The following is a 14,904-nucleotide window of genomic DNA, read 5'->3' on the forward strand; positions in this document are numbered from 1 at the left end:
CTAGTCGAGCAAAGCCCGGACCACCGCGTCCGCCAGAAGCCGCCCCCGCAGCGTCAGCACGACGCGCCCGCGGAGGGCGGCTTCCGCGTTGACCAGGCCATCCGCGATCAGGCCGGCGACCGCGCGACGGCCGGCTGCCGTCAGCTCGCTGGTGTCCAGCCCGTCTCGGACGCGCGTGCCGAGCATCACCCGCTCGATGCGCCGCGTCTCGTCGTCGAGCGTCTCCCGGCCGGCAGCCGGGGACAGCCCGGCGAGCACCCGGTCGGCGTAGGCAGCCGGATGCTTGACATTCCACCAGCGCACCCCGCCGACATGGCTGTGAGCGCCCGGCCCGACGCCCCACCAGTCGTGCCCCTGCCAATAGGCGAGATTGTGCCGCGAGCGGTGGTCGCCACGCGCATCCGGGCGTCCCCAGTTGCTGACCTCGTACCACTGATAGCCGGCTTCCGACAGCAGCGCGTCGGCCAGCTCATACTGGTCGGCCGCGAGCTCGTCGTCCGGCTGCGCGACCTGCCCCTTGCGGATCTGCCGAGCCAGTTTGGTGCCGTCCTCGACGATGAGCGAGTAGGCGCTCAGGTGGTCGGGCTCCTGTGCGAGCGCGTGCTCGAGGGAGCGCCGCCAGTCGTCGAGGCTCTCCCCAGGCGTGTTGTAGATCAGGTCGAGGCTGACCTCGAGGCCCGCTTGCTTCGCCCACCCCACGACGAGCGGGATGCGTGCAGGGTCGTGGGTGCGCTCGAGCGTTGCGAGCACGTGGGGCATCGCTGACTGCATTCCGAATGACACGCGAGTGAAGCCGGATGCGCGCAGCCCCTCGAGGTAGCGCTGGTCGACCGAGTCCGGGTTCGCCTCGGTCGTGATCTCGGCATCCGGCGCCACTCCGATCGCGTCGCGGACACCGGCGAGCATTGCCGCCAGGTCGGCGACAGGGAGGATGGTCGGCGTCCCGCCGCCGAAGAACACCGTGGATGCTTGCCGCTCCTGCACTCCGGATGCGTCGAGCACCCCGCTCGCGAACCGCAGTTCCGAGACGGCCTGGCCCGCGTAGTCCTCGCGCTTGTGGCCGCCCAGCTCACTCGCCGTGTAGGTGTTGAAGTCGCAGTACCCGCAGCGCACTCGGCAGTACGGCACGTGCAGGTACACGCCCAGGTTGCGCTGCCCGGCGCCGAGCCCGGCGCGTTCGGGGAGGATTCCGTCGAGCGGCGCCGGGTCGGCGATGGGCAGAGCTGAGGGCATTAGCGGCGGATCAGGCGATCCTCATCGAGTGCGTACAGGTCACGTGCCCCCGCTGTCGCGGCTGGCAGCAGGCCCCTCGCCGCGGGCAGGAGCTGTTCTGCGAAGAAGCGCGCGAGCACCAGCTGGGTCTCGGCATTGGCGGAGTCGTCTGTCCCGGCCGCGACCAGCGCGCCCTTGGCGAGCAGCCACGCGCTCAGCACGAGACCCCACATGCGCAGGTACGGCGATGAGCCGGCCAGCGCCGAGTTCGGGTCTGCCTGGCCGTTCTGCAGCATCCAGCGCGTCGCTTCCTCGAGGGCGCCGAGATTGTCGCTGAGCGCTGCGCGAATGGACTCGAACTCCGTCCCCGCCGCCGCCAGGTCGCCGTCGAGTGCGCGCAACTGCTGCAAGTACTCGGAGACGGCCGCGCCGCCGCGCAACCCGAGCTTGCGTCCGACGAGGTCGGCGGCCTGGATGCCGTTGGTTCCTTCGTAGATCTGCGTGATGCGCACGTCGCGGAAGTACTGCGCAACGCCGGTCTCCTCGATGTAGCCCATGCCGCCGAACACCTGGAGCGCGAGCGAGGTCATCTCCGAGCCGATGTCGGTGCCGAACGACTTGCAGATCGGGGTGAGCAGGGCGACGATCTCGTCGGCGCGCTGCCGCACCGCGGCATCCGGGTGATTGCGGCTGATGTCCATCTGCGCCGAGTTGGTGTACATGAGCCTGCGCAGCGCTGCGATGTACGCCTTCTGGGTCATGAGCATCCGGCGCACATCCGGGTGGTCGATGATCGGCGAGTCGGACTCGGCGCCGATCGCCTTGCCCTGCTTGCGCTCCTTCGCGTAGGCAAGCGCATCCTGGTAGGCGCGCTCAGCCAGGGAGAGTCCCTGCAGGCCAACCGAGAGCCGGGCATTGTTCATCATGACGAACATGATCTTCATGCCGATGTTCTCTTCGCCGATGAGGTACCCGGTCGCCTCGTCGTACTCGAGCACGCAGGTCGGCGAGCCGTGGATGCCGAGCTTGTGCTCGATCGAGAGCGCCCGAACGCCGTTGCGCTCTCCGAGGGTGCCGTCGTCGTTCACCAGGTGCTTGGGGACGATGAAGCAGGAGATGCCCTTCGTGCCAGCCGGGGCGTCGGGTGTGCGCGCGAGCACGAGGTGCACGATCTGGTCGGCCATGTCGTGTTCGCCGTAGGTGATGAAGATCTTCTGCCCGCTGATCCGGTAGGTGCCGTCGTCCCGCCGCACGGCACGCGTGGTGAGCGCTCCGACGTCGGAGCCCGCGTGCGGCTCGGTGAGGTTCATGCTGCCGGTCCACTCGCCGCTGATCATCCGCGGGAGGAAGGTCCGCTTCTGCTCGTCGCTGCCGTAGTGCAGCAGCGCATCGATAGCGCCCTGAGTCAGCAGCGGGTTGAGCGCGAACGCGGTGTTCGCCGAGTTCAGCATCTCCTGGAGGGCGATCCCGATGGTCCATGGGAAGCCGCCGCCGCCGAACTCCTCTGGGAACTGCAGCGAGCCCCAGCCCGCGTCGATGAGCTTGCGGTAGGCGGCCTTGAAGGCATCCGGCGTCACGACGCTGCCGTCGGGCTGCCACTTCGCGCCGATGGTGTCGCCCTGCCTGTTGGTGGGCGCGATGACTTCGGCCATGAAGTCACCGGCCTCGTCGAGCAGTCCGTTCACCGTCTCCAGGTCGGCGTGCTCGAACCCGGGAAGGGATGCGATGGTCTCGTAGTCGGCAATGTGCTCGAGTACGAACATGAGATCCGTGAGGGGAGGTCGATAGTCAGTCACGGCGTCAGAGTACTCGCCGCCCCGCGAACGGTCAGCGGGTGATGGACGAAATCGACAATTTCCGGGCGGTAGATGTGCCACGCCGTTGTGCCGTACCGCAGGTGGCGTGCCATTCACGCCATCGGTCCGGAGAGGGAGCGCAGGTAGCGCCCCACCATGCGCTTCTGCTGCATCCGCAGCAGCGGGGTGAGCAGCCGCCAGCGCACGTTGGCGGGGCGGGAGAAGGTGCGCACGGTCAGCCACACCGAGCCGTCGGGTGTCCGCTCGACGATGAACGCCTCCTCGCCGGCGAGCGGATGCCCCGGCAGGGTCCCGTAGGCGAAGCCCTTGCGGTTCGGCTCGTCGACGACGTAGATGACCCGGCTGGGTGAGCGGAACTCCTTCGGCCCGATGCGGGACACCAGCACGACGGTGTCGCCGGGTGCGATGAAGCGCTGCCCGTCGGGGCCGAACACCGTCTCGCCCTCTGATGACTTCATCGCGCCGGTGACGGGGATGCCCGCGGTGTCGAAGGTGACAGGCGTGTAGGTGCCTTCGCCGATGTGCGGCGGCGCGTCGGCGAGCTCGACCTCGAAGCCGCTGCCGCGCTGCACCTGCCAGGACAGTGTCGCCTGCCACGCGTAGTCCCAGCGTGCGTCTCCGTGACCGACGCGCGAGCGCTGCTCGAACGGTCGGAAGCCCTGCGGCGGGTATTCCAGCAGGTCGTCAGCCTTGGTCGCGCCGATGGCGCCGTAGTTGACCGGCTGCCTCCACAGTGGTGCGTCTGAATGCTGCAAGCTACTTCTTGGCCTTCTCTACGTCTCCGCTGAGCGCTGCGATGAAGGCCTCCTGCGGCACCTCGACCCGTCCGATGGTCTTCATGCGCTTCTTGCCCTCCTTCTGCTTCTCGAGCAGCTTGCGCTTTCGGGAGATGTCACCGCCATAGCACTTGGCCAGCACATCCTTGCGCATGGCCCGGATGCTCTCACGCGCGATGATGCGGGCACCGATCGCGGCCTGGATCGGCACCTCGAACTGCTGCCGCGGGATGAGCTCGCGCAGCCGACCGGTCATCAGCACGCCGTACGCGTATGCCTTCTCTCTGTGCACGATCGCGCTGAACGCGTCGACACGCTCTCCCTGGAGCAGGATGTCCACCTTCACCAGATCGGCCTCCTGCTCCCCCGCCGGTTCGTAGTCGAGGCTCGCGTAGCCCTGCGTGCGGCTCTTCAGCTGGTCGAAGAAGTCGAACACGATCTCACCGAGCGGCAGCGTGTAGTGCAGCTCGACCCGGTCCTCGCCCAGGTACTCCATCTTCCGCATGGTGCCGCGGCGGCTCTGGCAGAGCTCCATGATCGAGCCGACGTAGTCCTTGGGGGCGAGGATCGACGCCTTGACCATCGGCTCGCTGACGCTCGCGATCTTGCCCTCGGGGAACTCGCTCGGGTTGGTCACGGTCACCGTCTTGCCGTCGTCGGCGGCGACCTCATAGATCACGGATGGCGCAGTGGTGATGAGGTCGAGTCCGAACTCGCGCTCAAGCCGCTCGGTGACGATCTCCAGGTGCAGCAGCCCAAGGAACCCGCAGCGGAACCCGAACCCGAGCGCAACCGAGGTCTCCGGCTCGTAGGCGAGCGCGGCATCCGAGAGCTTGAGCTTGTCAAGCGCATCGCGCAGGTCCGGGTAGTCGCTGCCGTCGATCGGGTACAGGCCGGAGAAGACCATGGGCTTCGGCTCGGTGTAACCGGGCAGCGCGTTCACCGCAGGCTTCGTCGCGGTGGTGACGGTGTCACCCACCTTCGACTGCCGAACGTCCTTCACACCAGTGATCAGGTAGCCGACCTCGCCGACGCCGAGACCATTGGCTGGCACCGGCTCTGGCGAGCTGACCCCGATCTCGAGCAGCTCGTGCGTCACCCGAGTCGACATCATCTGGATGCGCTCCCGCGGGGACAGCGCACCGTCGATCATCCGCACGTAGGTGACCACGCCGCGGTAGCTGTCGTACACAGAGTCGAAGATCATGGCCCTGGCAGGGGCGCTCGGGTCGCCGACGGGCGCGGGGATGCGCTCGACGACGCGGTCGAGGAGGTCCTCGACGCCGATGCCGGTCTTCCCGCTCACTCGCAGCACATCGTCCGGGTCGCCACCGATCAGCCCGGCGAGTTCCTTCGCGTACTTCTGCGGGTCGGCCGCAGGCAGGTCGATCTTGTTGAGCACCGGGATGATCGTCAGATCGTTCTCGAGCGCGAGGTAGAGGTTCGCCAGCGTCTGCGCCTCGATGCCCTGCGCCGCGTCGACAAGCAGGATGGCTCCCTCGCACGCGGCGAGGCTGCGGGACACCTCATAGGTGAAGTCGACGTGACCCGGGGTGTCGATCATGTTGAGCGCGTAGACCTGATCGCGCCCGTCCTCGCCGGGAAGCGCCCACGGCATCCGCACCGCCTGGCTCTTGATGGTGATGCCGCGCTCGCGCTCGATGTCCATCCTGTCGAGGTATTGGGCGCGCATGTCCCGGTCGGCGACGATGCCGGTCATCTGCAGCATCCGGTCCGCGAGCGTCGACTTTCCATGGTCGATGTGGGCGATGATGCAGAAGTTGCGGATGAATGCGGGATCGGTCGCCGACGGCTCCAGCGCTCTCACGGCCTTGGGTGTCACACGGTCCTCATGCTCGAATGCTTAAACGGGGATCGGACAATTCTCCCACGTCCCACGATCGGGCGGTCACCGTCTTGCCAGGGTGCGTCGCGCCGCAGCCAGCACGTGCTCCGCCGTGATGCCGCGCAGCTCGAGCACCTCTGGGCCGCTGCCCGACTCGCCGAATCTCTCAACGGAGACGACCTCGCCGGCCAGGCCGACCCAGCGGTACCAGGCGTCGCCGCGGCCGGCCTCGACGGCCACCCGCGCGACGATCGAGGACGGCAGCACGCTCTCACGCCATTCCCTCGCTGACTCCTCGAACCACTCGACGCACGGCATGGAAACGACGCGCGCCTCGATGCCCTCCTCGGCGAGCGCCTCCGCGGCGGCGATGGCGAGCTGCAGTTCGCTGCCGGTGCCGATGAGCGCCACATCGAGCCCTTCCCCGTGCTGCCAACGGACGTAACCGCCGGCGGCGACACCGTCGGCGAGGCCGTCTGCGTCGGTCAGCACCGGGACGTCCTGCCTCGACAGGATCAGCGCGGTCGGCCGTTCCGGCTTCTGGAGCAGACGCCGCCAGAGCGCGACCGTCTCGCGCGCATCGGCCGGGCGGACGACGTCGAGGCCGGGGACCGTGCGCAGCCCTGCGATCTGCTCCACCGGCTGATGGGTCGGGCCGTCCTCGCCGACGGCGACCGAGTCGTGAGTGAAGACGTACAGCACGGGCAGCGCCATCAGCGAGGCGAGCCGGATGCTGGGCCGCATGTAGTCGCTGAACGCCAGGTAGGTCGAGCCGAACGGCCGCCACGGGCCGTGCAGCGCGATGCCGCTCAGGATCGCGGCCATCGCGTGCTCCCTGATGCCGAAGCGCACGAACGCGCCGCCGGGATGCTCCGGGGAGACTCGATCGCCGGGGACCTCGACGTTGGTGGAACCGGCCAGGTCCGCCGAGCCGCCGAACAGGCTGGTCAGCGGTGTCAGGGCCGAGATCACCGCGCCGTTGGTCTTCCGTGTCGCCACCGGTGTGCCCTCGGGCGCGATGGCAGCCTCAACATCATCCAGCGCCGCGAACGCGGCGCCGGGGTAGACGGGAGATTCGAAGGCCTCCCAGCGTTCGGCATCCGCGGGGTTCTCCGCCGACCAGTTCGCGAACCGCGACGACCACTCGGCCTCCAGCTGACGGCCGCGGTCGACGGCGCGCCGCGCGAAGGCGAGCCCATCCGGTTCGACGAGCTCCTCGAGGGTGGCGTCCGGAGGGAACCCGAGCTGCTGCTTGATCCGCGCGACCTCGTCGTCGCCGAACCCGCCGGCGTGAGCGGCCGGCTTGCCGCCGAACTTCTCGGACGGCGCCGCGATGGTGGACTTCAGGGCGACGAAGGTCGGTCGGCCGTCAGCTGCCTGCCGGTCGGCTGCGTCCGTCAGGACCCGCTCGAGCTCGTCCAGGTCGGTGCTGTCGTGCACCTCGAGCACGCGCCAGCCGTAGGCGCGGTAGCGGGCGCGGACATCCTCGGCGAAGGTCTCGTCGGTGAGCGAGTCGATGGTGACGGAGTTGTCGTCCCAGACCATGACCAGGTTGTCGAGGCCGAGGGTCGCCGCGAGGCTGGACGCCTCCGACGACACGCCCTCTTGCAGGCATCCGTCGCCCGCCACCACCCAGATCGTGTGGTCGAACAGGTCGGTGCCCGGGGTGAACTCCGCCGCCTCCTTGCGCGCGGCGATCGCCATCCCGACCGCGTTGCCGACGCCCTGGCCGAGAGGCCCGGTGCTGGCCTCGATGCCGGGCGTGTGCCGGAGCTCCGGATGCCCGGGCGTGAGCGAGCCGAGCTTGCGACTTGCAGCGAGGTCATCGAGAGTCAGACCGTAACCGGTGAGGAAGAGCTGCACGTACAGCAGCAGGCTCGCGTGCCCGGCGCTGAGCACCAGCCGGTCCCGAGCCGCCCACCGCGGGTTCGCGGGGTTGTGGCGCAGGACGCGTGAGAACAGCACGTGTGCGAACGGTGCGAGCGCCATCGCGGTGCCCGCATGGCCGTTGCCTTTCGCGTTGACGACGTGCGCCGGAATGGCGATGGCCGCGGCAACAGCACGGGCCTCGGCGGCGACATCCGGATGCGCGGGCGAGGTGTCCAGGTCACTCATGGGCACACCCTAATCGCATAGCTTTCGTGGATTCCGAAGAGTTCGCAGGCGCCCGCGAAGATTCCGGCACGGCCTGCTGTATGACCCTCGAACGCGGGTATATGGTTGCAAACAGGACTCACCGCCCGGAAGGGACCTGATAATGGGGGACAATCTCGCGGACATGCTGCCGGAAGAGGCGATCACCCTCGGGGCTCGCCCTTCCGACTGGCGTGAAGCGATCACCGTCGCCGGCGATGCCCTCACGGCGAGCGGTGCGACGACCGACGAGTACACCCGGGAGATGATCGCCGCGGTCGAGGAGCTCGGGCCGTACATCGTGATCGCGCCCGGCCTCGCGCTTGCGCACTCCCGGCCCAGCCCGTCGGTGCTGCGCGCCGGGCTCAGCTGGGTGACCCTCTCCGAGCCGATCGAGTTCGGCAGCCCCAACGACCCGGTGACGCTCGTGATCGGGCTCGCCGCGACCGCGCAGGACGGTCACCTCGAGGTCATGTCGTCGCTCGCCGGCATCCTCGCCGACGAGGATCAGATGACGCAGCTCGAGGACGCTGACTCCCCCGCCAGGTTGCGGGAACTCCTGACCCGGTTCTCGGCATCCGGCGACTGAGACTACAGAAAGGCACAACGAATGAAGAAGATCCTCACCGTCTGCGGAATGGGTATCGGAACCTCGCTGATCCTCAAGAACAACACCGAGAAGGTGCTGCGCGGCCTCGGGCAGGACCGTGAGATCGATGTCGAGGCCGCCGACATCGGCACTGCGCGCGGCGCGGCCCGCACCGCCGACGTCGTGCTGATCTCGCAGGAACTCGTCGAGCAGCTCGGCGACGTTCACTCGAAAGTGATCGTCATCAACAACTTCCTCTCGCTCGACGAGATCAAGTCGAAGCTCGAACCCGAACTGGAGCTCTGAAACCAAGCAGCACCGCCCCCACGCGGTAACCGCTACGAAGGAGTAGACAATGGACAACTGGTTTGTTGCAATCCTTGAATTCATTGGATTGCAGATCCTCAATGTGCCGGCCTACCTGATCGGCATCATCGCTGCAATCGGTCTCATCGCGCTCAAGCGATCGGCCGGCCAGGTCATCGGCGGCGGCCTCAAGGCAGCGCTCGGCTTCCTGATCCTGGGAGCAGGCGCGAACGTCGTCGTAGCCTCGCTGGAACCGCTCGGCATCCTCGTGCAGGAGGTGACCGGGATGCAGGGCGTCGTGCCGACCAACGAGGCGATCGTCGCGATCGCATCGGCTCAATACGGCGCGACGAGTGCGTACGTGCTTGTGCTCGGCTTCGTCGTGATGCTGCTGCTGGCGCGGTTCACGCCGCTCAAGTACATCTTCCTCACCGGGCACCACATGGTGTTCATGTCGATCCTGCTGGCCGTCGTACTGTCGGTCGGGTTCGGCGCGGAGCTGCAGTGGCTCGTCGTCGTCATCGGCGCGTTCCTTCTCGGCGTGATCATGGTCGTCATGCCGGCGTTCGCGCATCCGTGGATGAAGCGCGTCACCGGTGACGACTCGATCGCCATCGGGCACTTCAGCACCGCCGGCTACATCGCCGCCGGTGCCGTGGGCCAGGGTGTCGGCCGCCGCAGCCACTCGACCGAGAAGATCGAGTTCCCCAAGGGCCTGAGCTTCTTGCGTGACTCGATGGTCGCAACCGCGATCTCCATGATGCTGATCTACCTCGTCTTCGCGATCTGGGCGCTCATCGTGCTCCCGGCCGAGCAGGCGTTCGAGATCTTCGCGGCTGCCGACGGCGGCGCATTCATCATGGCCGCGATCATGCAGGCTCTTCAGTTCGGCGTCGGCGTCGCGATCATCCTCTACGGTGTCCGCACGTTCCTCGGCGAGCTGGTCCCCGCGTTCCAGGGCATCTCCGAGAAGGTGGTCCCAGGTGCGAAGCCCGCACTCGACATTCCCGTGGTGTTCCCGTTCGGGCCGAACGCGGTGCTGTTCGGCTTCATCGCATCCTTCATCGGTGGCGTGGTCGCGCTCGTGCTCATCGGGATCTGGCTCGGCCCGATGTGGGGGCTGGCGCTGATCCTGCCCGGCATGGTCCCGCACTTCTTCACCGGCGGTGGCGCCGGCGTGTTCGGCAACGCCACCGGTGGACGCGCCGGGGCGCTCGTCGGCGGATTCGTGAACGGCATCATCATCACGATCCTGCCGGCGCTGCTCATGCTCGTCATGGGCGAGGTGCTCGGAGCGGAGAACACCACCTTCGGTGACGCCGACTTCGGCTGGTTCGGCACGCTCATCGGCACGTCGCTGCTCTCCGGCAACGCGGTCGTCGGTGTTGTGCTCACCGTGGTCATCGGCCTGGTGCTGATTGCGGCCGCGTGGGCCTTCCAGGTGCGGGTCGTGAACCGCGGCTGGATCCCCGGCGCCCAGCGCGCTGAGGAGATGGCGCGACTGGAGGCCGAGGAGGCCGCAGCGGCGAAGGCGGCTCGTGCAGAGGCGCGGAGCGATGCTGCAGAACGCTCCACCGACCCCACGGACCGTGACATGCGGTCCTGATGCGTTGCTGTGGGCAGTCGATAGCTGGTAAAGTTGCCTGTTGGCTTCCCGTGCGATTGGCGCGCGGATGCAGCGAGCGGCTCGAGCAGTGAGTCGGCTGCCCACAATCGAGACGAACCGAGAGAGTTACACACGTGGCAAACATCAAGTCGCAGATCAAGCGAATCGGCACCAACCGCAAGGCGCAGGAGCGCAACAAGGCGGTCAAGAGTGAAGTGAAGTCCGCCATTCGCGCGACCCGCGAGGCCGTCGCAGCAGGCGACGCCGAGAAGGCCACCGCAGCGCTGAAGACCGCAGCGAAGAAGCTCGACAAGGCTGCGAGCAAGGGCGTCATCCACAAGAACCAGGCGGCGAACCGCAAGTCGGCGATCGCCAAGAAGGTTGCGGCTCTCTAGGTCACACCAGCTGACGAGAAGGCGCTCTCCTACGGGAGGGCGCCTTTTCTGTTGGCTCCGCCCCCTGTTGTGCAGGAGATCCCCTGTTGTGCAGGACATTTGGCCAATCGCCGGGATGTTGTCAGGGATCCGGGCCGGCGAGCGTGCGGATGTCCTGCATATAACAGGGAAGCTCGGTCAGCGGGAGGTTGCGATGTGCGCGACCATGCGCTCGAGCGCGAACACCGGGTCGCGGCCCGCGCCCTTGACCTGCGCATCCGTCTCGGCGACGAGCTGGATGCTGCGGCCGAGGCCATCCTGCGTCCACCCCTGCAGGTCGCGCTTGGCGCGGTCGATCTGCCAGGGTGCCAGACCGAGCTGACCGGCGAGCTGTTGCGAACTCCCCCGCACCCCGGCGACCTTCGCCATGGTGCGCAGCTTGCTCGCGAACGCCGCGACGATCGGCACCGGGTCGGCCCCGGATGCCAGCGCGTGACGAAGCAGCACCAGCGCCTCACCGTGACGTCCGGCGATCGCGGTGTCGGCGACGCGGAACGCGTTGGTCTCCACTCGCCCGGAGTAGTAGCGCTCCACCGTCGCCTCGGTGATCTCCGCTGAGGAATCGGCGAGCAACTGCCGGCACGCCGCAGCCAACTCGGCGAGGTCATCGCTGAACGCCGAGACCAGCGCGCGCTGGGCTCCGCCTGTGATGCGCCTGCCGGCCGCGGAGAACTCGGCGCTCACAAAGTCGAGCTTGTCGGATTCGCGTTTGAGCTCGGCGCAGACGATCTCGATCCCGCTGCCGGCTCCCCCGCGAATCGCGTCAAGCAGCTTCTTGCCGCGAACCCCGCCGCCGTGCCGCAGCACCAGATAGCTGTCCGAGGCCGGCGACTGCAGGTAGCTGAGCGCCTCGGCCAGGAACGCGTCCGACGCCTTCTCGACCTTGCTGACCCGGATCATCCGCGGCTCACCGAACAGGGACGGGCTCGCGAGCGTCGCGAGCTCGCCGGGAGAGTACGCGTCTGCCTCGAGGTCGCTGACCTCGAGCGACGGGTCCTCGGCCTTCAGGATGTCGCGCAGCAGCCCGATCGACCGCGAGGCGAGGAACTCCTCGGTGCCCGACACCAGCACTACCTGCGCCGGACGCACCTTGTCCCAGCTGAGCTGCGGGATGCCAGCCGACTTCGCGGTTCTGCTCGCCACCGGACCCCTCTCCCTCTCCCTCTTAGCCTACTGGCGCGGCGCGACACGCTCGCTCCACAGCACCACTCTGCCCTGGGCATCCGACGTCACGAGCATCAGCCCGGCGGTGTCGGTTCTGGCGGGCGTCGTGCCCACCCCGGCGAGCAGCGCGATCGTGCGCGGATCCGGATGCCCGTACCGGTTCTCGCCCACCCCGATCAGCCCGACGGTCGCGCCCAGCCTCGCGTACAGGGCATCGCTTTGGTCGCGCGAGCCGTGGTGCGCCACCTTGACGACGTCCACCCGCGGCGGCCGGGCGGACGCGAGCAGGCGCACCTGCTCCTGCTCGCCGAGATCGCCGAGGAACAGCGCGTCCAGGCACGTCGAGTCGGCGCACGCTGCACCGTCGAAGTGGATCACGAGGCTCGACGGGTTGCCCGGCTCGAGCCCCGCGGGGCGCGCCGGAGGCCACAGGATGCGCCAGCGCAGCTCGCCCAGCCTGCCGCTCGCCCCGGCCTCCACCTGCGTGACCGTGGCACCGGATGCCGCGAGCTCGGCCCTCAGCCGGTCGTCGGCCGGTTCGGCGCTCGGCCCGACGAGAACGTGATCGACCCTGCCGAGCACCGCGGTGGCACCACCGACGTGATCGAGGTCGAAGTGGGTGAGCACGAGCAGCTGGAGTCGTGCGATGCCGAGGTCGTCGAGGCAGTCATCGAGCAGCTCCGGGGACTCCCCCGCGTCGATGAGCGCCACCACACCGCTGTTGCGCACGACCATCGCGTCACCCTGCCCGACGTCGCAGGCCGCGTACTGCCAATCGGCGGGTCGCGTGAGACTGCGCCCGATGCCGGCGCCGATCACGATGGCCCCGTAGGCGACGCAGACCACGGCGACGGCGATCGAAAGCCACCGGTCGTGGCGCCGTGCGGCGATGAGTGCGGTGGCGAGCAGCGCAGCCAGCGCCACCGCCCCAAGCAGGCCGGGAAGCCACGGCCACAATGACCCGGGCAGGCCAGCGAAGTAGGTCGCGACGGCGGCGATCCAGGCCGACGGCAGCCAGGCGACGGTGGTCAACAGCGCGCCGACGGGAGGCAGGACCGGCAGCATGACGCACGCGAGCAGCCCCAGCACGGTGGCGATTGGAGCGGCCAGACCCGCGAGAAGGTTCGCCGCGACACCGTAGACCGGGATGGCCGGGTTCAGCAGGATGAGCACCGGCTGGCAGGCCAGCTGAGCGGCGATGGGCACGGCCAGAGCCGCGGCGAGCGGCACCGGCATCCAGCGCGCCAGAGTGCGGGTCAGCCCTCCGGTGAGCAGCAGCAGCCCGGCGGTTGCGAGCACCGACAGCACGAAGCCGTATTCGCGGGCCAGCCAGGGATCGAACGCGAGCAGCACGGTGATCGCGAGGGCCAGCACAGGCACACCGCGCACCGGTCTGCCGCTGGCCAGGGCGACCAGCACGACCGACGCCATCACCGCCGCGCGCAGCACGCTCGCCTCTGGCGTCACCAGCACCACGAACCCGGCGAGGGCGACCAGCGCCACCGCGATGCGCCAGCGCCGGGACAGCCCGAGAGCCGCCCCGGCGAGCACGACCAGCCCGACCACGACAGCGCAGTTCGCCCCGGAGACAGCGGTGAGGTGACTCAGCGCGGTCTCCTTCATGGCCAGGTCAAGGGCATCCCCGACGGCCGAGGTGTCGCCGATGGCGAGCCCCGGCAGGAGCCTGCCGCCATAGCCGGGCAGTTCGAGCGCCGCGGCCCGGAAGCGTTCGCGCAGGCTGTTTGCCCAGTCCAGCACCAACGCCGGCTCGCCGGTCACGGTCGCCTCCCCGTGCGCGAAGAGCAGGAAGGCAACGGCATCCCCGGCGGTCGCCGGGACCAGGCGGCCGGTCACCTGCACCCGCGTGCCGAGTCCCGCGTCGAGGTCGAGGCCGAAGGCGAGCACCGGCACGCTGAGCCCGGTGACCTCGTCATCGGTCGTCAGCCCGGTCATCGTCGCGCGCACTGGGGACTGCTCGCCCGCGTGCAGCACGCCGTCGGTGACAAGGGTCGCGCCGATGGCCAGACCGCCCTGGCCCAGGTCGCGCAGCGGTTCCGGCCGTCGTGTGCCGTCGCCGATCGCTGCGACGCCGAGCAGCAGGCCCGCCAGGGCCAGCCCGACGGCCGCCATTCCGGCACCGCGACGCACGGCAGCCGCCGGTCGCAGGGCGACCAGCCCCGCGCATCCGATCGCCGCTGCCCACGCCACGACCGAAGCGCCGGGCAGCGCATCCGGAAAGCAGAGCAGCACCACCAGACTCGCCCACGCGAACGCCGCCGGCAGGGCAAGGCGCAGGTCGGGCGGACTCACACGGTGACCGAGTCGCGCAGACCGTCGAGGATCCGCTCGCCGATGCCCGACACCGCCAGCAGGTCCTCGACCGAGCTGAACCGCCCATTCGCCTCCCGCCAGGCGACGATGCGTTCCGCCAGGGCCGGACCGATGCGCGGCAGCGTCTCGAGGGTGGCGACGTCAGCGGTGTTCAGGTTCACCAGGCCGCCCGCGTTCCCAGCGGTCGGCGGCGGTAGCGCGCCCACCGCGACGACCACCAGTTGCTCCCCGTCGCCCACCAGTCGCGCCAGGTTCTGCTGCGACCGGTCAGCCGCGTCGGTGAACCCGCCCGCGGCCGCGATGACATCGATGACGCGCGCGCCGTCGCGCAGCTCGTACAGCCCCGGGCGACTCACCTCACCGAGCACGTGCACGAAGATCATCGCGTCACCGGATGCGGCGACCCCGTCCGAGTGGGTCGGGGCGGGGACGACCGTCGGCCGGTTCCCGGATGCTGTGAACGCGGTGACCAGAACCGCGACACCGAGCCCGGCGATGAGCAGCACGACGGCCGCCCCGACTCCAATCCGCAGCCTTGGCGATCGGGACGCCGCAAGCGGATCGGGCGGTGACATGCACGCGACGGTAGCCGTGCCTACCGCGCCAGCCCTGCGATCGGCAGGCAACTGTGCGGAGCCTCCAGCGGGCGTGCCGGATGGTGGATCGGACAACCCGCAGGACCGCTGACGC

General features: G+C 68.9%; 12 protein-coding genes. 4 read left to right on the top strand and 8 right to left on the bottom strand.

Going from position 1 to position 14,904, the window contains the following annotated elements; translation table 11 throughout:
* The 5 genes from hemW to HGK58_RS10455 all read right to left on the bottom strand — a co-directional run bounded on the left by hemW (position 1) and on the right by HGK58_RS10455 (position 7,766).
* Positions 1-1,233 carry a radical SAM family heme chaperone HemW gene (gene hemW, locus HGK58_RS10435; RefSeq protein ID WP_168627508.1) on the bottom strand — a complete coding sequence of 411 codons (1,233 nt, stop codon included), beginning with the start codon at positions 1,231-1,233 and terminating at the stop codon, positions 1-3.
* Entirely contained in the window at positions 1,233-3,008 is a 1,776-nt protein-coding gene (locus HGK58_RS10440; RefSeq protein WP_168627509.1) for an acyl-CoA dehydrogenase, read from the bottom strand. Before HGK58_RS10440 ends, hemW begins: the two co-directional genes overlap by 1 nt.
* A gap of 113 nt (positions 3,009-3,121) precedes the next feature.
* Entirely contained in the window at positions 3,122-3,784 is a 663-nt protein-coding gene (locus tag HGK58_RS10445) for a DUF1990 domain-containing protein (protein ID WP_246865499.1), read from the bottom strand.
* Between the two features lies 1 nt (position 3,785).
* A complete protein-coding gene (gene lepA / locus HGK58_RS10450) occupies positions 3,786-5,648 on the bottom strand; it encodes a translation elongation factor 4 (protein WP_168627510.1) in 1,863 nt (620 codons plus the stop codon).
* Positions 5,649-5,714: 66 nt separating this feature from the next.
* Positions 5,715-7,766 carry a transketolase gene (locus HGK58_RS10455; protein ID WP_168627511.1) on the bottom strand — a complete coding sequence of 684 codons (2,052 nt, stop codon included), beginning with the start codon at positions 7,764-7,766 and terminating at the stop codon, positions 5,715-5,717.
* A gap of 142 nt (positions 7,767-7,908) precedes the next feature.
* Between HGK58_RS10455 and HGK58_RS10460 the strand changes: the two genes are divergently transcribed.
* From HGK58_RS10460 to rpsT, 4 genes are all read left to right on the top strand, one after another.
* Positions 7,909-8,373, top strand: a complete 465-nt coding sequence (locus tag HGK58_RS10460) for a PTS sugar transporter subunit IIA (RefSeq protein WP_168627512.1) — start codon at positions 7,909-7,911, stop codon at positions 8,371-8,373.
* A gap of 21 nt (positions 8,374-8,394) precedes the next feature.
* Complete coding sequence (locus HGK58_RS10465; protein ID WP_210422821.1) at positions 8,395-8,679, top strand: PTS sugar transporter subunit IIB; 285 nt, start codon at positions 8,395-8,397, stop codon at positions 8,677-8,679.
* 49 nt (positions 8,680-8,728) lie between these two features.
* Entirely contained in the window at positions 8,729-10,285 is a 1,557-nt protein-coding gene (locus HGK58_RS10470) for a PTS ascorbate transporter subunit IIC (RefSeq protein ID WP_168627513.1), read from the top strand.
* Between the two features lie 134 nt (positions 10,286-10,419).
* Complete coding sequence (gene rpsT, locus HGK58_RS10475) at positions 10,420-10,680, top strand: 30S ribosomal protein S20 (RefSeq protein ID WP_168627514.1); 261 nt, start codon at positions 10,420-10,422, stop codon at positions 10,678-10,680.
* A gap of 177 nt (positions 10,681-10,857) precedes the next feature.
* Here the strand turns inward: rpsT and holA are convergent, their stop codons facing one another.
* From holA to HGK58_RS10485, 3 genes are read right to left on the bottom strand one after another with little or no spacing between them, the layout of a single operon-like run.
* A complete protein-coding gene (gene holA / locus HGK58_RS13815) occupies positions 10,858-11,862 on the bottom strand; it encodes a DNA polymerase III subunit delta (protein ID WP_349236198.1) in 1,005 nt (334 codons plus the stop codon).
* Positions 11,863-11,889: 27 nt separating this feature from the next.
* Positions 11,890-14,193, bottom strand: coding sequence for a ComEC/Rec2 family competence protein (locus HGK58_RS13820; RefSeq protein ID WP_349236199.1), 2,304 nt, complete (start codon positions 14,191-14,193; stop codon positions 11,890-11,892).
* Entirely contained in the window at positions 14,190-14,789 is a 600-nt protein-coding gene (locus tag HGK58_RS10485) for a ComEA family DNA-binding protein (RefSeq protein WP_168627515.1), read from the bottom strand. Before HGK58_RS10485 ends, HGK58_RS13820 begins: the two co-directional genes overlap by 4 nt.
* Between the last annotated feature and the right edge of the window lie 115 nt (positions 14,790-14,904).

This window comes from Cryobacterium sp. BB307 (assembly GCF_012274275.1).
Classification (GTDB): Bacteria; Actinomycetota; Actinomycetes; order Actinomycetales; family Microbacteriaceae; genus Terrimesophilobacter.